This window comes from Mycobacterium sp. 29Ha, from assembly GCF_032883055.1.
GTDB classification, from domain to species: Bacteria; Actinomycetota; Actinomycetes; order Mycobacteriales; family Mycobacteriaceae; genus Mycobacterium; species Mycobacterium gallinarum.
This window is the reverse complement of the sequence record NZ_JAMQTI010000018.1, coordinates 89,793-108,091: the sequence shown is the minus strand read 5'-3', so window position 1 is coordinate 108,091 and position 18,299 is coordinate 89,793. Positions and strand designations below refer to the sequence as shown.

Below are 18,299 nucleotides of genomic sequence, written 5' to 3'. Positions count from 1 at the left end.
TCTCGTCAGTCCTTCGCGAAAGCGCGGGCGAACTCGCGCTCCAGATCCACATAGGGCTGACCGGAAACGTCAACGTTCACCTGGGCGATGGTGCCCCCTGTGAACGCGTACGGAGCCTTGTACGCCCGCGACACGGGCGATCCGGTGTTGCGACCGACGCTCAGGGTGGCTCCCGCGAGACCGAAGGTGCCGGGGTGGACTCGCACGCCTGTTCTCGACGCCACCTCGGCGTCGTCGATGTACAGCGCCGCGTCGCCGAGCGGGGTGTGGCTGCCCTCGACCGTTCCTGTGCGCGTGTAGGCGGCACCGAACGTGTGCGTCCCCAGCGGGACGGGTCCGGGCGACGACAAAACTTGCTCCTCCTCGCCGAGGAAGTTGTAGATGTAGTGCAGCCGCCCGTCCTGGATGAACAGGACATGCCCGCCGTGTGCGCCTCCGTGCTTGAACAACACGCCCTCTGCGCCAGTGCTGTCGATCGTCACCTCGGCGATGACCGCGAAAGAACGGCCCTGGATCTCCGCGGCCGCTCCCACCCCGACGTCGGCAGTGCCGGGATAGTAGAAGTACGACTCTCTGGTGCCGGTCAGGTAGGGCCGCCACCGTCCCAGCGTCTCGATGATGTTCAGATCCGAGAGCGGAAGCCCGTTGTACTTCTGCGCCTCGCTGAACCACAGCGCCTTGAGTTCCTCGAGCTTGCCCGGGTGCTCAGCGGCGAGGTCGTGGCATTGGCTGCGGTCGGCCTCGATGTGGAACAGCTCCCACCGGTCCTTGTCGAAGTTTGACCAGCCCGCAGGCGACGCGGCGTGCACGGCGTTGGCGAACCAGCCGTCGTGCCAGATCCCGCGCGTGCCCAGCATCGCGTAGAACTGCGACTCCTTTCCCGTCGGCGCATCCGGGTCATCAAGGGCCACTTTGAAACTCACGCCGTCCAGTGGCTTCTGGTTGATGCCCTTGACCGCCAGAGGTGGATCGATCCCGAGCAGGTCGTACACCGTCGGGGTGATGTCGCAGACGTTGACGTAGTTGTCGCGAACCTCACCGTGTGCGGCGATGCCCTTCGGCCAGGAGATGATGGCCGTGTCGGCGATGCCGCCCTCGTGCGACGCGTACCGCTTGTACAACTTGTACGGCGTGTTGAACGCCATCGCCCAGCCGATCGGATAGTGGTTATAGGTCTCCGGCCCGCCCAGGTTGTCCATGAGACGCAGACCTTCTTCCACGGTGTCGACGTAGCCGTTGAAGAACTTGACCTCGTTCACGGATCCGTTCGGTCCGCCCTCACCGCTGGCACCGTTGTCGGAGATGACCACGATGATGGTGTTGTCGAGTTGGCCGGACTCCTCCAAATAGTCGAGGATTCGCCCGATTTGGTCGTCGGTGTAGCTCAAGAAGCCGGCGAACACCTCGGCCATGCGACAGAACAACCGCTTGTCGTCATCCCCGAGTGAGTCCCACGGCCGCACGGTGTCCTGCACGGGCCACGGTTCGCCGTTGGGTCCCTTGACATCCGAGTACGGGTTGATCGGTGAGAGTTCGGTATCGGGCGGAACGATGCCGAGACGCTTCTGGTTCTCCAGCACGATCTCGCGGTAGCGCTCGTAACCCATGTCGAAGGTACCCGCGTAGCGGTCGGCCCACTCTTTGAAGACGTGGTGCGGCGCGTGCCCGGCACCGGGACAGACATAGGAGAACCACGGCTTGTCGGGGGCGATCACCTTGGCGTCGCGGATGAATTCGATTGTCTTGTCGGCGATGTCCTTCGACAGGTGGTAGCCGTCCTCCGGCAGTCCCGGCGGTGCGACGGGGTGGTTGTCGTATACGAGTTCGGGATACCACTGGTCGGTCTCGCCGCCCATGAAGCCGTAGAACCGTTCGAATCCGCGCGACAGCGGCCAATGTCGTTTGGTGGAGGCGAGATTGGACTCCTCCAACGGCGTCAGATGCCACTTTCCGATGCAGTAGGTGTTGTAGCCCTTCTCGGCGAGAACTTCTGACAGCAGCGCGGTGTCGTCCGGGATGCGCCCGTTGCAGCCCGGGAAGCCGTCGGTGAACTCCTCGATGGTCGCCATGCCGACAGTGGTGGCGTGGCGCCCCGTCAGCAGCGATGCCCGCGTCGGTGAGCACAGCGCGGTGGTGTGGAACTGCGAAAGCCGGACTCCGCGCTCGGCGATGCGGCTCATGGTCGGCATCTGGACCAGACCGCCGAAGCAGTCCCACGTCGCGATGCCGGTGTCGTCCCACACGAGGTAGAGCACGTTGGGCGCATCCTCGGGCGCCGTCGGCGCGGCGTAGGGGCCCCAGTCCGGTTCCGAATCCCGGATGTCGAGTTCGATTCTGCCGTTGAATTCGGTCGCCATGGCCGGGGAGATTACCCCGGTGATATGAGCTCAGACTGAGAAATTGGCGACGCCGGCCCCTGCGGTTTCCGCGTGAGCCACCACTGGACGGTGGCCAGCGGAATAGTCCAACCCAGCCAAGCGCCCAGCCCGGCTACGAACCACAGATAGTGCTCCTCCTTGCCGTCAAAGACACTGTCCCGCAACGGCTGCAGGGAGATGAAAAGCACCGGCGTCCAGATCCGGTTGGCGATCGTCGAGAGCGCGACCGTGGCGCTTCGCACCATATGCCTGCGGTGGTCGGCGAATCGCCGCTGTCGCGCCGCCGCGAACCCGTTGATGGTGAACCACAGCCACACCGCGCCCAGCAGCACATTGCTGGCCGCCAGGAACGGGCCGAACGGGGTGGCGGCCCCGATCACCATCGCGAATGCCGCCGCGGGGATGGCCGCAATGACGTACACACGCCCCGTCCGACGGTGCAGCACTGGGTGGCGGCTGCGCAGCCGCGGCCAGATCTGTGCGACGGCGGTGATCATGGCGACGCTGCCGAACATCACGTGGGCCACCAGCAGCGGATAGTGCAGCCCGAAGGTCGAAGGCACCCTGGTACCGCCGGTGAAGTACGGCGGCAGCGAGAACAGCAGAAAAGCCGAGACGATCACGGCGAGACCCGCGGCCAGATGATTGCCCCGCAACAAAGATGCGTATGCCATACGCATAAAGCGTACGGCATACGCAGAGGGCTGCGCAATCGTTTATGCTGGCAACAAATGAGCGATCCCCTGCCCCGCGCTCTGGAGATCTTGTGGCATGGGCCGACCGCGCCGACCCGGCCGCGAGGGCTGAGCCGGGAGCGCATTGTCGAGGCCGCTGTCGCCCTGGCCGACGCCGATGGCCTCGCCGCGCTGTCGATGGCCCGCTTGGCCGAACGACTCGGCTGCGGCACGATGTCGCTGTACCGGCACGTCGCCAACAAGGACGAGTTGGTGACGTTCATGCTCTCGACGGCGCCGGGTCCGCCGCCTATCGGCGATGAGGCGGATTGGCGTGGCTCCCTTACGGATTGGGCCACGGGCCTGTGGGACATCTACCACCGGCACCCGTGGGTGCTCCAGGCGGCGGCGGCCGGTCCGCCTGCGGACCCCGGCCAGTTGGCGTGGCTGAACGCCGGGCTGGCGGCACTCGGCCCGACCGGCCTGTCCGAACGCGACAAGCTCGCCGCGGTGATGGCCGTGCTGCACTATGTCCGCGGCGCGGCGGCGCTGCACATCGAGGCGGCACACGTTGAGGGCCCGCACTACCCCGATCTGCTCCGCCGGTTCGTCGATGCGGAGCGTTTCCCGGCACTCGCCGCCGCCGTGGCGGCCGGTGTGTTCGACGCAGCCGACGCGGATCACCTCGCCGATTTCCACTCGGGCCTACGGCAGCTCCTCGACGGCGTGGCAGCCAGGGTGGGGGCGAACGGTTGACGTCTGCCGTCCGGTTTGTGATGTCGGGGTAGCGGCAACACCGGTAGCCATGCAGGAAAGTTGCCCCGGTGAGAGTATGCCGAGAGTGGCGACAAGCAAACCGCAGACCATTTCTTATCCACATCCCGGCTCGCGTCCGGGCCGGCATGACGACTACGCGGTCGACCCGCACGTTGTTGTCCTGTTCGGCGCCACCGGCGATCTGGCGAGGCGCAAGCTGATTCCCGGCCTGGCCTATCTGGATCAATCCGAACTGGCACCCCACATTCAGATCGTCGCCACCTCGCTCGAGGACATCTCCACCGAGGACTTCCTCGAGATCGCCAACGAGGCGATCGACGAATTCGGCACCCACAAGCTCAACAGGGAACAGTGGATGCGGTTCGCCGAAACCGTCACCTATGTGCCTCAGGGCGCGGGGCCCGAAGCGCTGGCCGCCGCGGTCGCGGCCGCCGAGGAAAAACTCGGCCCCGACGTCCGGCGGCTGCACTATCTGTCGGTGCCACCGAAGGCGGCACGTGCGGTGATCACGATGCTGAAGGACGCCAACCTGGTTGACCGTTCGCGGGTCGTGATGGAAAAGCCGTTCGGTACCGATCTGGCCAGCGCCGTCGAACTCAACGGCTTCGTCCACGAGACGTTCGACGAAAGTCAGATCTTCCGGATCGACCATTTCCTCGGTAAAGAGGCGGCACAGAACATCCTCGCGTTCCGCTTCGCCAACGGTCTGTTCGAACCGATCTGGAACCGCAACTTCATCGATCACATACAGATCGACATCCCCGAGGCCCTCGGCCTGGATGAGCGCGCCAACTTCTACGAGAGCACCGGTGCGTTCAAGGACATGGTGGTCACCCATCTGCTCCAGGTGATGGCGTTCGTCGTGATGGAACCACCGACAGCACTGGAACCGCGCGCGATCAGCGAAGAGAAGAACAAGGTGTTCCGGTCGATGCTCCCTATCAACTGCTCCGACGTGGTGCGGGGTCAGTTCGCCGGGTATCGCGACTTGGAAGGTGTCGCAAAGGATTCCGACACGGAAACCTTCATCGCGATGAAGGTGGGAATAGACAACTGGCGGTGGGCCGGCGTCCCTGTCTACCTGCGCACGGGCAAGCGGATGGCCGAAGGCATCCGCATCATCTCGATCGCGTTCAAGGAGGCGCCGCGTTCGATGTTCCCGGCGGGGTCCGGTGTAGGCGCGCAGGGCCCCGACCATCTGACCTTCGACTTGGCCGACAACTCCAAGGTGTCATTGTCGTTCTACGGTAAGCGACCCGGGCCCGGCATGAAGCTCGACAAGCTGTCGATGCAATTCTCGACTCAGGAGATCGACACCGTCGGCGACGTGCTCGAGGCATACGAGCGCCTCATCCTGGACGCCATGCGCGGTGATCACACACTTTTCACCACCGCCGAGGGCATCGAATCACTGTGGGAGCGCTCGGAGCCGCTACTCAACGACCCGCCGTCGGTGAAGTCATACCCGCAGGGCACGTGGGGCCCCAACGCAATCCATCAGCTGATCGCGCCCAACGCGTGGCGGCTGCCGTTCGAGCGGGCATGGCGCGAGAACAACAACGGCGACGATGAGTAACAGACGACGACCTCGGGGGTGGAGTGCGATCACGTCTGGCGCGCAGCGCATTTGGAACATGACCGGGTACGTCACGCGGTAACCTCGGGTTCGCGGTGATGAGCGCCAAGGGGGGCACGATGATGCCGGCACAGGGCAACGGAGCCATCGATCTGTTATTCGATGTCAGACACATCGACCAGAGCGGCATCGGAACCTACATCGGCGTGTACCTCCCCCTGCTCGAAGAGGCTCTTGCTCGGCAGGGCCACACCCTCGCCGTGTTGGCAGACCGTGACAACGTTCCTCCTGTTGCCGAAACCACCACAGTCGTCATCTCAGAGCCGTCGGGCGCGCCGATGTACTCGGTCGCCGAGCAGCGGGCATGGAATCGCGCAGTGCAGATGACTCGGCCGAAGGCCATGTGGGTGCCCCACTATCCGTTTCCATTCACTCTGTCTCGCCCTGCCAACCGTCGAATTGTTTTCTTCAGCACGGTGCACGACGACAGCCACCTGTTGCCGGAGAACATCAGCGGCAACGGCCGGGCGCGGCGAATGTACGCACGCGTGATGCTGGCGATCGTCGCCCGAAGGTCGGCGGCAATCTTCACCCCGTCGCGGGCGGCCGCCGACGCCCTGGCCAAGTACGTTCCCACCGCCCGGTTTGTCGTGACGCCGATTCCCGTGAGTGAGTCATGGTTCGAACCCGCCGATCCTCAATTGTCACCGGTGCGGGACCGCTTCATTCTGTACCTCGGCAACGTCAAACGACACAAGAATCTTTCAGCGCTGATCACCGCGTATACCCAAGTGCACCAGGCGATTCCGCAGAAGCTCGTGATCGCGGGCAGCGGCGCCTCGGTCAAGGTACTCGACGAGCGCATCCATGCGCAGGCCGCTGCCCTCGGAGATCGCGTGGAGATGATCGGACGACTGGAATTCGACGAACTGCGCTCGCTCGTCGCGGCCGCGGACCTGCTGGTGATGCCTTCACTCAACGAGGGCGCCGGGCTCCCGCCGCTCGAGGCCATGGCGTCGCATACCGCCGTCCTCAGCTCCAGCATCCCGGCACTGCGGGAAACCTGCGGCGCCGGCGCTGAGTTCTTCGATCCGAACGATCACACCGAGCTGGCCGGTTTGATCCGCGCCTATTGCCTCGACGAGCAGGCCAGAGCCGACCTGGCGTCGAGAGGCTGGGCGCACGTGACACAGCGCCAAGCCGATATCTCGACCGGTGCCGCGGCCGACACGATCCTGGCCAAGCTCGGTCAGCGCCCCGACTGAAGATTCCACGTCGAATGGCCGTGCTCGCGCGGGGTCGAATGGCACACTGAGCGGGCACCGATGGGGGCGGCGGATTGCCCCGTCGCAGGTAGACGACCTAGGGGGGCTCGTTGCGATTCGCGTTTCTCACCGAGCTCTACCCTCCCCACGTCGGGGGGCAAGAGGTCTTCTTCAATGAGCTTGCTGAAGCCATGGTGCTGCGTGGCCATTCGGTCGACGTGTACTGCGTCGGTCACGACACCGGGCTAGATCCCGACGTGACGGTCAACGGCGTACACATCCGGCGCCATCCGCTCACCAACCGCTACATCAACCCACCCATCCCCGCCCTGCGACGGAACTGGCCTGCCATCATCCAGTACAGCGCCTGGGTGCGGCGGCACGTGGTGCCTCAGCACTACGACTTCCACCTCTTGAACGAGTGGCCGCTGCTGCATGTACTCGCATTGCCCCGAGATGTCCGCGCACGTAGCGGAATTCACTGGTGTGAGATTCGCGACGACCGAATAGTGGGAACGGCGCAGAAGCGGTTACCGCGATTGGCCGCCGCGAACTTTGCGATCAGCCAGGCCGTGGCCACGGCCATCACCGAGCAGTCGGGGCGTCCGTGTTCTGTGTTGCCGAGCGGCATCGTGGTCACCCAGTACCGAGCCGCGGACCGCGGCGAACGCTCGGGCGCGCTGTACGTCGGGCGGCTCTTCCCCCACAAGAACCTGCCACTGCTCATCGATGCTTTCGAACTCGCCACCGCACGCGGATTCGCCGGCGACCTGGTGATCGCGGGCGACGGAGCGGCGCGTGCGGACATCGAGGAACACGCGCGGCGGTCGCCCGTCGGTTCGCGGGTGCGGGTGCTGGGCTCGGTGTCCGAGGAGCAGAAGATCGATCTGCTCTCCCGCGCCGCAGTGTTGGGCATGCCCAGCCAGCGCGAGGGCTTTCCGCGGGTGATCGCCGAGGCCATGGCGAGTGGCCTGCCCGTCGTCACGGCGAAGTTCCCCGAGAACGGCGCCAAAGAGGTCGTGGCACAGTATGGCGCGGGCGTGGTGTGCGGCACCGATCCCGCAGATTTCGCCGAGGCGTTACTCACCGCACAAGCGCAGTGGGACACGTTCTCCCAAGCGGGACTCGCCGGTGCAAGATCATTGGACTGGTCGGGCGTCGCGCACGAGCTCGAGGCCAGGGCCGAAGAGGTCATTGGAACAAGCCGGTGACAAGACGGAGAGAGCGGGGGAACGCACGTGCGGATCATGGTGACAGGTGGTGCCGGCTTCGTCGGTAGGGAACTCGTTCCCATGCTGAGCGCGAAAGCCGAGGTTCTGGTCGCGGATCTGCTGCGCTACGGCACACCCGACTGGCTGACGGGTGATGACGCGGCCTGGGGATTTCAGCGTGTCGATATCCGTGACGCGAATGCCACGCGCGCGGTCGTCGAGGAATTCCAGCCCGACGTGATTGTGCATTTGGCTGCGATCCACTACATCCCGGAATGCGATGGCGACCCCTCGAACGCCGTGGCGACCAACGTCACCGGCACGGTCAATCTGTTGACGAGCTGCCGACCAGGTACGCGGTTCGTCTTCGCGAGCAGTGGTGCCGTCTACCAACCGGACGAGGCCGATCATCGCGAGTTCGAGTCAGCGCTGGGCCCAGCGGACATCTACGGCATCACGAAGCTGCAGGGCGAACAATACGTGCAGATCTTCGCCGCCGAGCGTGGTATCAAGGCCGCCATCGTGCGGCTGTTCAACGTGATCGGCCCCGGCGAGACGAACCCGCACCTGCTACCTGCGATCGTTGCTCAGCTGCGCGAAGGACGCGAGTCGATCAACCTCGGAAACACCTGGCCCAAGCGCGATTACATCGATGTCCTGGACGCTGCCGGAGGTTTTGCTGCGGCTGCGCTCGGCACCAACGGCGAGGGCGTCGACTGCGAGATCGTCAACCTCGGCAGCGGACAACAGTATTCGGTGGACGAGATCCTTGACCGGATGCGGTCGGTACTGGGCCTGAATTTCGAGGTCCGCCAGGATCCCTCGCGCACGCGAGCCGTCGATCGTCCGTTCCTCGGCGCCGACATCTCGCACATCGGGAAGGTGTTCGGCTGGCGACCGGCACACCAGCTGGACGAGACCTTGCAGCGGACATGGGCGAATCCGGAATTCCTGCCTGCCCTTGACGGACGGTTGACGTAGGGTGTCGAGCCCGCCCCGTGTGCGAATCGGCGTCGCCATCACCACGGTGGGCCGATGGGACGAGCTGCGAAACCTACTCGGCGACTTGGCCGCTCAAACGCGCCGGCCGGCCGCGGTGGCGATTGCCCACCACGACCATGCGGGTTCCGCGGACTTGGAAGCACTGATCGGTTCCTTTGCCGACACGCTTGACATCAAAGCCGTCATGAGTGCGCGCGGTATCTCGAACGGGCGCAATGCCGCCGCCGCCGCGCTCGGCGATGAGGTCGAGTGGCTGTGGTTCCCCAACGACACGAATCGGGTCGATGCAGACTTTCTGGAACGCATCGCGCGTCACTGCGTGGCTCCGACCACCGTATGCGCGGTCCAGATGATCGATCGGGAAGGCCCACGACATCCTCTTCCGCCACCCGGCACGGAATTCACGAAGCGCACCGTCTGGGGAGCCATGGAGCCGGCGACCATCCTCCGACGTGACCAGTTCGTCGCGGCCGGCGGGTTCAACCCGACCCTGGGCTCGGGCGCCGATTCCCCGTGGCAGTCCGGAGAAGGCCCGGACCTGCTGCTACGAATGTCAGCTCTTGACGGCTTTTCGGTCGAGTGGGTCCCCGACATCTACGTCCATGCGCAAACCGAATTCGCCCACCTGCCGCCGGCCGAACGCCGCCGCAAGCAACGGAACTACGGACGCGGTCACGGCTATGTGCTCCGCACGTGGCACTACCCGCTGTGGTACAAGGCCGCTCACTTGATCGCGGCAGCACTGATGCCGGTGCGCAACCCCGAGAAGTTCGGTTTGCGTGAAACCTTCGCTTTGCTCGTCGGCCGCACCGAAGGGGTGCTGGGCAGACCGTTCACCCGCAACTCCGACAATCAAGCGATCCTGCGATGACGATCGGGCGCACGCTCGTGCTGCGCCTGCTATCGCTCGTCCTCATCGCGGGTTTCCCGCTGTCCTGCCAAGCGTCGGTACCACCCGTCGAGATCGGGATGACGATGCATTCGAGGGGCGCCGATGCGGCGGCCATCGCGCAGCAATTTGACCTCATGGCCGCCATGAACGTGACGTGGGTCAGGGTGGACTTCGACTGGTCGGTGGCTGAAAGTCAGCGCGGCCAATTCAATTGGGAATACCCCGACGCGATTGTGGCCGAGGCTGCCGCCCATGGCATGAAGGTACTCGGTGTGCTCTCATCCAGCCCGGAGTGGGCACGCCCGTCCACGCAGGGACGTTCGACGGACGCGCGGCACTCCCGTCCGGAGAATTTGTCGGAATGGGCGGCATTCGCGAAAGTCGTCACCGAGCGTTACGCGCCCAGAGGCGTACACAACTGGGAGATCTGGAACGAACCCAACACACAGAAGTTCTGGCCGCCCCGACCCGACGTAAATGAATACGGCACGCTGTTCTGGGTGGCCGCAGAAGCGATACGCGAAGTGGATGAGCAGGCCACGATACTCATCGGCGGCCTGGCCCCCAAGTTCCATGTGCCTGATTCCGAGGTCGCGCCCACCGACTATCTCGAACAGCTCTATCAGAACGGGGCAATACAACTCGCCGACGGTATCGCCGTGCACCCGTATACGTTTCCCGCCCTACCATTCGACACACCCCAGCGAGCAGTCGGCGGGTTCAAGGATCTCCCCGAGCTACGGGCCGTCATGGAAAGCCACGGTGATAGCCGAAAGAAGATCTGGATCACGGAGTTCGGTGCGCCGACCGGAACCGGCCCGCACGCGGTCTCCGACGGTGCGCAAGCCACGATGCTGCTTCAGGCACGTCGGGAGGTTCAACAGTGGGATTGGGCGGGTCCGCTCATTTACTACGAACTCGTTGACGGTGGAACAGATCTTGCTGACGTCGAGGAGAATTTCGGCGTGCTCCGCCACGATCTCAGCCCCAAACCAGCCGCCGATGCGCTGATGGATCTGGCGCCGCGATGAGCCCGCTACACGATTCGCGATATCACCGGTCGTATCCGCTCAGGCGCCTTGGCGATGAGCCGATCACGCAGCCCCGGGTCCACGATCCTCGTCACCGCGAGACCTCGCAAGGCGACCAAATACGTGATGATCGCCGCCGGTATGGCGATTAACAGCGCCACCATTCCGCCGAATTCGAGGCAGAGGAAGTACGCGACAGCGGCTTGCGCTACCGAGGCCACGGCTATCGCTCCCAGCGCTCGATACGGCGGAGAGATCTGCAATTTTCTTGTCACGTACCAGGTTTCGATGACTACTACCGATACCTGGACCGCTCCCCGGGACCAAGCGGCGCCGATCAGCCCGTAGCGCGGCACCAAGAGGAAGCCCAGCACAATGGTTCCGACCAAGCCGAGACCGTTCGACAGCAACAAGAAGCCGGTCTTGCCGACACTCTGAAGGAGATAGAAGGTGGTGACGCCGAGGCTGCTGATCGCCGCCGCCACCAGCAGTACGGAGGCGACGGGTACCGCATCGTCGAACTCGGCGCCGAACAGCAGCGGTACGAGCACCGGCGCAATCGCCGCGAGCCCGAGGCAGAGCGGGACGATCAGCATCGCGATGAGCGCGGTCATGGTTCGGTACAAGCGCTGCATGTCGTCCTGAGCACCGAGGCCGTGCTGTTCGCTGAATCGTGGAAGCAGCGCCGAAAGCAGCAGGGGGGGAAGCTGAACCGCCATCTCAGCCACCGTCACCGCCGCAGTGAAGTATCCCACCGCGCTGAGGCCGGTGTAGTGCTCGAGAAACAGAATCTCTGTTCGGCCGAATACCAGTGCGCCCAGCACACCGGTCGCCCAGCTCGCCATCGCGAACTTCACCACCTGGCCCCGCAGCACCTGTCCGACAAACGGCTTCATCCGCAGCAGCCGGGCGATTCGGGACGCCGGCAGAAGATTGCCTGCAATGAAACCGGCCAGCGCGCCGGGTATGCCGAACAACCAGGCGCCCAGTGCAATCACCGCCAGTTTGAGCAACGCCGAGATCGCCGAGATGCGCGCGAGCTCACCGAAGCGCTGTTCGCCCCGCAGGTAGAACTGGTAGACCTCAGCCATTCTCCAGAAGAGAAACCAGATGAGCGCTAACGCAAACACGACCATCTGGGTTGTCTGCGAAGGCATTTCCGTGGCCTCACGCCCGGGCCAGTACAGAAAGGCGAACAATGCGGCACCACCGACGACCGCGGCCAGCATCGACACCCGGGTGAGCGCGCCGGTCAGCCCTTCTGCTTCATCGCCTTTGCGCTCGGCACGAAGATTCGGGATGAATCTCTGCTGTACCACATTGATGCCCATGCTCGCGACGACTGAGGCGATCGTGACGCAGAAGACGACATAGGCGAAGATGCCCAGTTGGTCGGGCCCGAGCAGCCGAGCGGTGATCGCATTTCCGATGAATCCGGCAAGGGCCACCGCGGCGCCGGAACCGAAGCCGAGAATTGTGTTGCGAAGAAACGAGGCCATGAGCGGATCGAGTCACAGTTTCTTCGAAGGGCCGGCCAAGCGAGTAACGAACGCTCTCGCCCGCCCCCCACTGAGACGCAGCATCGACTTGACTACGCTCGCCCATGCCAGCCGGCCCGGGCGACCGTAACGGACTGCCGCGACAACCGACCTGGCGATACCGCGGGGCGAACCAGCCCCCAGTGCGGAACCGACCGGCGAGGTCAGTAGGTAATCCCCCAGCACTCTCTTGGACTCACCACCGAGTTCGGCTATGCCCCAATCGATCAGGTCCTGACTGCGATCAACCCCCGACCGCGACAGCGACGCCGCCGTCCACACGATGTCGACCAGCGGCTCGGCGACCTGCACGATGGGCAGATCCGGATACGCACGCCGCACATGAATCAACCACTTCGGGTCGTCGTGTATCGAACCGGCGGCCACTGACATCGGCACCGTCTGAGTCAACGCCCGTGGAAACACGAGCGTTGATGTCTGAACCATGTTGAACGCCTGTCGCTCACGGAGTTCGAACAGGTACGGGGCGACCGGTTCATTGCGCCCGATCAGGGTGCGCGGCCCGATGATCGGGTCACGTCCATCGATGTGTACGGAGAAGCGCGACGCCACGATCCATTGTTCCCCTGGCGGCGCAGCATCCAGCTGGATCTCGAGTTTGTCCCGTCGCCATACGTCGTCATCATCGAGCAGCGCAACGATATCTCCATTCGCCGACTCGATGCCGAGATGCTTCGCCAGACTCGGCCCGACGCCTCCTGAAGTTCGCAGCACGCGGACGGCTGACGAGTTGGGTAGATCGGGTTCACAATCCGCATCGACGACGACGATGACCTCCACCGGAGGTGCCGTTTGACCGAGCGCCGACTCCACAGCTGTCCGCAAGCTGGGCCGACCGATCGTCGGGATGACGACGCTCACCGCCTTCTTGGCACTCACAGCGGTCCGTCGGGGACCTGGGCGTCACGCCTGGTCACGATCAGCACGGCGAATACCAGTCCACTGATCGGAAACAACTGCAGATTGGGAAGCAGCGCCCAACTGGCCTCTGTTGTCGCGCCCAGGAAAAACGCCATCAGAAATCCGAAACAGGCGATCTGCTGACTTGTCACAGGCAACGCACGAGTCGATGCCACCGCTGCGATGAGGAGAGGCAGGAACACGACAATTCCGATGAGACCGGATCTCACCAGGGTGTCCACGACCACGTTGTGTCCAGTCCCCACGAACGCCCACTTGGCGACGTTCCCCATTGCCTGTGCATCGTCCAGGAACCAGTTGACACCCATGCCGACCGCAGGCGACTGCTGCCACACTCGCAGACTTTCCGCCCACACGTGGGCACGCTCAGTGAAAGCGCGCGGGTCCCAATGCAGGAAGGGAAACACGAACATTGCGGATGCGGTGACGCTGACGAGGACCGTCCCGGCAAGCCGGATCGATTTCGACGATTTGAACCAGCAGATCACCCACCACAACGCGACCAGACCGGCCGCGATCAGCGCAGTTCTCGACGCTGCGGCCACCATCGTCACGAACAGAATAGATCCGACAAGAAGGCGCCATCTCCGGTCGACGATGAGGGGTGTGAGCGCAAACGCGAGTGCGCAGTACATCCCGAGCACGTTCGCGTGGCCGAAAGGACCCGCCAGCTCCCAGCCCGGGATGATCGCCTTTTCGGAGTTGGGGTTGTACATCGCGTAGTCGGGAATGAGCAGTCCGCCGATCAGCGAGTAGCCCGCGATCACCGCGACAGTGAGCGGAAGCCATTTCAGCCCCGCGACGGGTGCCCCCACTTTCCAGAGCGCAAGGATGAAGACATTGGCGAGAACGATCTTCGGAAAGTCGACTACGGGAGGGAGTTTCGGGCTCACGAGATAGGGCAGGTTCACCGCGAGCAGCAGCAGGAGGACACCGGTGATATCGCGGTTCGGGTAGCCACGCATGAAGACGACAGCGGTGCTCAGCGCAAGCAGGAGCGCCGATCCGCCCAGACTGGCAAGTTGGGCGATCGGAAGATCCGCTGAGGTGGTGGCCTCCCCCGGCGGCAGGATCGGTTCGTGCTCGACAGTCAGATACGTGATCAAGTCGGGGACGACGACCAGCCCGATGGCAGTGACGATCAGCAACGCAAACGCGTACTCGTGACGCCGGAAATCCGTTGCTCCCGTGCGGAACAGGCGCGGAAGGGCCGCAACGAACGTGCCGAATGACCGCTCGGGCGGCGTCGTGGCGGCGCTCGCGTTTCTCGGAACCGAGGCTACGAACGTGGCGGGGATTCCGTCGCGCGGTGGTCCGTAGCGGTCCATGATGTGCGGGCCCAATCACTTCTGGTGAGTGCCGCGGCGCTTTTGCCCGCCCTGTCCGGCGTCCGGATTGCGGTAGTAGTCGTCACCCTTCGACCGCTTTTTTGCACGTGTCATCGACAACACAGAGCCGAGCAATGGCGCACCAGCTCGTCTGAGCGTGTGAATCGCATCGCCCAGTTGCTTGCGCGTGGTCTGGCCCGACCGCGCGACGATCAGCACTCCCTGAGCGCTCGTCGCCAGAATCGCGGCATCCTTGACGAGTAGAGACGGCGAGTCGACGACGACATAGTCGAATTGCCCACTCAGCTGTCCCAGGACATCCGCGGTCGCTCGAGACTCCAGCAGCTCGGTCGGATCACCCGGGATGGCTCCGGACGTGAGCGCGCTCAGATGGGCGAAACCGGTCTCCTGCAACGAATCCCGTAGGGGGACCGCACCGCTGAGTACGTCGCTCAGACCGGCGTCCCCGGCAAGGTCGAAACTCGCCGCCACCCTGGGGCGGCGCAGGTCACCGTCGACGATCACGACGTTGTGGCCGGCGTCCGCCAACGCGAGCGACAAGTTGACCGCCGTCATCGTCGTGCCCTGAGCAGGAACGCAGCTCGTGATGACAAGCACGCGGGGTCCCTCGGCGATCTGCAGAAATCGCAGATTGATCCGCAGCTCACGAAATGCGTTGGCGAACGCCGAGCGATCGCTCTCGAACCGGACCAGCGGTTGTGTTCTGCGCTGCGCGTCGAACGGAATGTCGGCGAGCAGGCCGACGCCGGTGGTCCCTTCCAGCGCGTCTGGACTCTTCACCGAATCATCCATCCGGTCACGTATGACAGCAATGACGACACCCAGCAGTGCACCCACCAAGGCGGCGATCGCCAGAATTCGTTTCGTCTTCGAATTCACCGGGCTGCTCGGTACCTCGGCACGCTGCTGTACGACGACTCGCGCGTTGGGTGGCTGCCCCAATTCGGGGGTCTCCAATCGGGCCGCCATGACGACGAACTCATCGGCCAATGTATTGGCGATGTCGCGGGCTCGGGTCGGCGAGGAATCGGTGACCGTCACGTCGATCAACACGGTTTCGGCCGGCACGACGGCTTCGACTTTCTCCTGAAGTTGGGCCGCAGTCATGTCGAGGCCGAGCTTGTCGATGGTGCGCTGAGCCGCGATGTCGCCGGTCAACAACTCGGTGTATGAGAGCACGCGGCGTTCCGCGAAGAGACCGCCGTCGTATGTCTGAGTGTTCGTTCCGTCGGATGGCGTGGAGACAAAGAGTCGCACCGAGGCCTGGTATTGCGGAATGGCGAGTAGCGAGTAACCGACCGCAGCCAATACAACGACGGCAATTGTGCCGCAGATTAACTTCCACCGGGCACGCAGAATCTTGGCGAACTCTTGAACAGTCAAACGCGACCCTTCACCGGCTGATACCCCCCTCATTCGCCACTTCCACGCGAGCTCATCAGGCGCGCGCAAGTCGTAACACGCTATCCCAGAATGAATCGCCTTGACGGTGATAATCGTAGAAGTTGGCTAACTCGTGAGATGGCTTCTCCGGGCCTCCAATAACGCATCCGCCTGCGATGTCCGCCGGTATAGTCCAACCCCTGTTGGGATTACGAAGCTCGAACAATTGGGGGTAGAGCCGTGCACCCGGTCGCCGCTGTTGTTGATCGCAGCTGCGCGGCGCGTGCGCTGATTTCGGCACTGATCATTCTGTCGTCGGTGCTCGCGATTTCACCGGCTGGCACAGCAGTTGCGCAACCCGACGAGAATGCCGATCCGCCGCCCCCGGCGACGGTCAGGTTGGACTGGCCCGCGCTTGGATTGAAACCGGAGGTGTATCTCAGCGCCGACAGCCCAACTGATTTCGCGATACCGGTACCCCCGGGGCTTTCTCCGACCCGAGTGCAAGGCGTCATCCACGCTCCCATCAACATCGATGCCGGGTTCCTCGAGATCAGCGACGGAGACGGAAAATTTCTGGGGACGGTCGGCCTGCCACCCAAGGCGGCTGCTCAGGCGACGACGCCCTTCGATGTCGACATCACGGGCGCCCGGGTGCGGTCATCGACCATCGACCTTTCGTTCACTGTGCGCCCACTCAACAACGCCGCCGGATTCTGCGGCCCGCTGCAGCAGTTGTTTCTCAGCGACCTGGGAACCGTGTTCGCCGGCACCGAGGCGCCGGCAACCACGATCGCGAATTTCTTCCCGCCCGTGCTGGAGCGGGTCACCATGTATGCGCCCGCCGACGCCGACGCCGCGGAACAGCAGACGGCGCTGACGTTGGTCACCACTCTCGCGCGCCTCTACAACATCCAGCCGATGGCGATCACGGTCGTCCCCCAACCGCGCGGCGCCGCCCCGCCGCCCGCAACCCAGCTGGCGCGCGCCGTCGTCGTCGAGGCAGGCGGCCCCGCAGGCCTGACCGTCGAAAGGGCCGGAAGCCCGGACGCATACCTGCGGATCTCCGGTAGTGGTGACGAGCTGTCGGCCCAGGCCTCGCTGCTCGTCAATCAGCTCCAGTCGCTGGCGCAGACACGTGCGTCGCGGGTCGACCAACCGGGATCGGAAACCCCGCTGAGCGGCGACACATTGACGTTCAGCCAGTTGAACTTGAGCGGCAAGACCGACGTTCTTCGAACCGGCAGCCTCACGATCGGTGTGGACCGCTCTGCGTTGGGCGCGGGCCGAGTCGACAGCGTGCAGGTCCATTTGCTCGCCGACTACACCCCGGTGCCCAAGGACGACGCCGCGAGTGTCGTCATCCGGTCCAACGGAATCGTCGTCTACCGGACCGCACTGGACAACACCGGTGTTCTCGATGCGACGTTCGACCTGCAGCGCCCGGCATTCGGTCAGGGGGTCAACCTCGACTTCGCGTTCACCTACTCGCCACACGAAGCATGTGGACCGTTGACCGCGCCCATCAGCTTCCAGGTCGATCCGCGATCGACGTTGACCATGCAGCGGGGAGGGCCTCCGCTCAACGGGTTTGGCGCCTTTCCATCGGAGTTCAGCCCCCGCTTCATGGTCGCGTTGGACGGCAGCGGTCCCGATCAGCTCTCGTATGCCGCGCGGGTGGTCGGCGCGATCGCTCGTCTCACGAGCACGCAACTGACGCCGGAGGTCGTCGATCTCAAGACCGCCGCCGATTCCGACACCGGCGCGCTGATAGTGGCCAACTCGAAGGCGATCGAGCAGACGACGCTGAATCCACCGCTGGGCGGCGACGGCACAGCCGTCGATGTCGCACTGCCCACCGAGCTTCGCGCCAACATCGAGGACGGTCTCGGATCCATCCAGGCCTTCGCCGACCAGCCCCGCAACCGGTCGGTGGTCCTTGTCACGTCGACGTCTTCGTGGTCGCTGGTGGACCCGCTCTTCGATTACCTCGACGGCTTGGATGGTGGCTGGTCAGCGCTCACCGGGGACGTTCTTGCCGCTGGCGAGGCACGCGTCCCGACCAACGTCGCCATTCGGGACACAGGCAACGTTTTCGAACCGTCGCCGACGCCGGCGCTGCCGAAGTCGGTGGATCAATGGATCCCCATCGCCGTCGGGATCGCTGTGCTCGCAGCGATCGCTGTGGTTGCGGCGATCCTGTGGTCACGCAGGCGACGCACCGCCGCGAATCCGCCGGATGATGAGCCGCTGACCGAACCTGAGCAAAGAGTCTGAGCGC

At 64.2% G+C, this 18,299-nt stretch carries 14 protein-coding genes; 8 read left to right on the top strand and 6 right to left on the bottom strand.

Annotation, left to right across the window (positions count from 1 at the left end):
• Nucleotides 1-5: 5 nt before the first annotated feature.
• Both M1248_RS22345 and M1248_RS22340 read right to left on the bottom strand, forming a co-directional pair.
• On the bottom strand, nucleotides 6-2,357 hold the full coding sequence (locus M1248_RS22345) for an arylsulfatase (RefSeq protein ID WP_317149750.1): 2,352 nt from the start codon (nucleotides 2,355-2,357) through the stop codon (nucleotides 6-8).
• Between the two features lie 11 nt (nucleotides 2,358-2,368).
• Nucleotides 2,369-3,052, bottom strand: coding sequence for a DUF2306 domain-containing protein (locus M1248_RS22340; protein ID WP_317149749.1), 684 nt, complete (start codon nucleotides 3,050-3,052; stop codon nucleotides 2,369-2,371).
• Nucleotides 3,053-3,109: 57 nt separating this feature from the next.
• Here M1248_RS22340 and M1248_RS22335 point away from each other — a divergent pair, with 57 nt between their 5' ends.
• The 7 genes from M1248_RS22335 (at nucleotide 3,110) to M1248_RS22305 (ending at nucleotide 10,806) form a co-directional block, all read left to right on the top strand.
• Nucleotides 3,110-3,808: a TetR/AcrR family transcriptional regulator gene (locus M1248_RS22335; protein ID WP_163735496.1), complete on the top strand. Its 699-nt coding sequence runs from the start codon at nucleotides 3,110-3,112 to the stop codon at nucleotides 3,806-3,808.
• A gap of 85 nt (nucleotides 3,809-3,893) precedes the next feature.
• The gene (gene zwf / locus M1248_RS22330) at nucleotides 3,894-5,405 is read left to right on the top strand and encodes a glucose-6-phosphate dehydrogenase (RefSeq protein ID WP_163735493.1); all 1,512 of its coding nucleotides are present in this window, start codon (nucleotides 3,894-3,896) and stop codon (nucleotides 5,403-5,405) included.
• A gap of 98 nt (nucleotides 5,406-5,503) precedes the next feature.
• The gene (locus M1248_RS22325; protein ID WP_232076384.1) at nucleotides 5,504-6,670 is read left to right on the top strand and encodes a glycosyltransferase family 4 protein; all 1,167 of its coding nucleotides are present in this window, start codon (nucleotides 5,504-5,506) and stop codon (nucleotides 6,668-6,670) included.
• 110 nt (nucleotides 6,671-6,780) lie between these two features.
• Entirely contained in the window at nucleotides 6,781-7,881 is a 1,101-nt protein-coding gene (locus M1248_RS22320; RefSeq protein ID WP_317149748.1) for a glycosyltransferase family 4 protein, read from the top strand.
• A 36-nt stretch (nucleotides 7,882-7,917) separates the two neighbouring features.
• Complete coding sequence (locus M1248_RS22315; protein WP_232076726.1) at nucleotides 7,918-8,862, top strand: NAD-dependent epimerase/dehydratase family protein; 945 nt, start codon at nucleotides 7,918-7,920, stop codon at nucleotides 8,860-8,862.
• A gap of 1 nt (nucleotide 8,863) precedes the next feature.
• The gene (locus M1248_RS22310; protein ID WP_317149747.1) at nucleotides 8,864-9,754 is read left to right on the top strand and encodes a glycosyltransferase; all 891 of its coding nucleotides are present in this window, start codon (nucleotides 8,864-8,866) and stop codon (nucleotides 9,752-9,754) included.
• Nucleotides 9,751-10,806: a GH39 family glycosyl hydrolase gene (locus tag M1248_RS22305; protein WP_317149746.1), complete on the top strand. Its 1,056-nt coding sequence runs from the start codon at nucleotides 9,751-9,753 to the stop codon at nucleotides 10,804-10,806. Before M1248_RS22310 ends, M1248_RS22305 begins: the two co-directional genes overlap by 4 nt.
• Before the next feature lie 5 nt (nucleotides 10,807-10,811).
• Here M1248_RS22305 and M1248_RS22300 read toward each other — a convergent pair whose 3' ends face one another.
• The 4 genes from M1248_RS22300 to M1248_RS22285 are packed head-to-tail and all read right to left on the bottom strand — an operon-like array spanning nucleotide 10,812 to nucleotide 16,018.
• Nucleotides 10,812-12,305, bottom strand: coding sequence for a lipopolysaccharide biosynthesis protein (locus M1248_RS22300; RefSeq protein WP_317149745.1), 1,494 nt, complete (start codon nucleotides 12,303-12,305; stop codon nucleotides 10,812-10,814).
• A 12-nt stretch (nucleotides 12,306-12,317) separates the two neighbouring features.
• Nucleotides 12,318-13,244, bottom strand: coding sequence for a glycosyltransferase family 2 protein (locus tag M1248_RS22295; protein ID WP_163735475.1), 927 nt, complete (start codon nucleotides 13,242-13,244; stop codon nucleotides 12,318-12,320).
• On the bottom strand, nucleotides 13,241-14,614 hold the full coding sequence (locus M1248_RS22290; RefSeq protein WP_317149744.1) for an O-antigen ligase family protein: 1,374 nt from the start codon (nucleotides 14,612-14,614) through the stop codon (nucleotides 13,241-13,243). The genes M1248_RS22295 and M1248_RS22290 overlap by 4 nt, the downstream gene beginning before the upstream one ends.
• Before the next feature lie 15 nt (nucleotides 14,615-14,629).
• Complete coding sequence (locus M1248_RS22285) at nucleotides 14,630-16,018, bottom strand: polysaccharide biosynthesis tyrosine autokinase (protein WP_232076380.1); 1,389 nt, start codon at nucleotides 16,016-16,018, stop codon at nucleotides 14,630-14,632.
• A 240-nt stretch (nucleotides 16,019-16,258) separates the two neighbouring features.
• Between M1248_RS22285 and M1248_RS22280 the strand changes: the two genes are divergently transcribed.
• Nucleotides 16,259-18,295 (top strand): hypothetical protein, encoded by a 2,037-nt coding sequence (locus M1248_RS22280; protein ID WP_317149743.1) that lies wholly within the window; start codon nucleotides 16,259-16,261, stop codon nucleotides 18,293-18,295.
• Nucleotides 18,296-18,299: the final 4 nt, after the last annotated feature.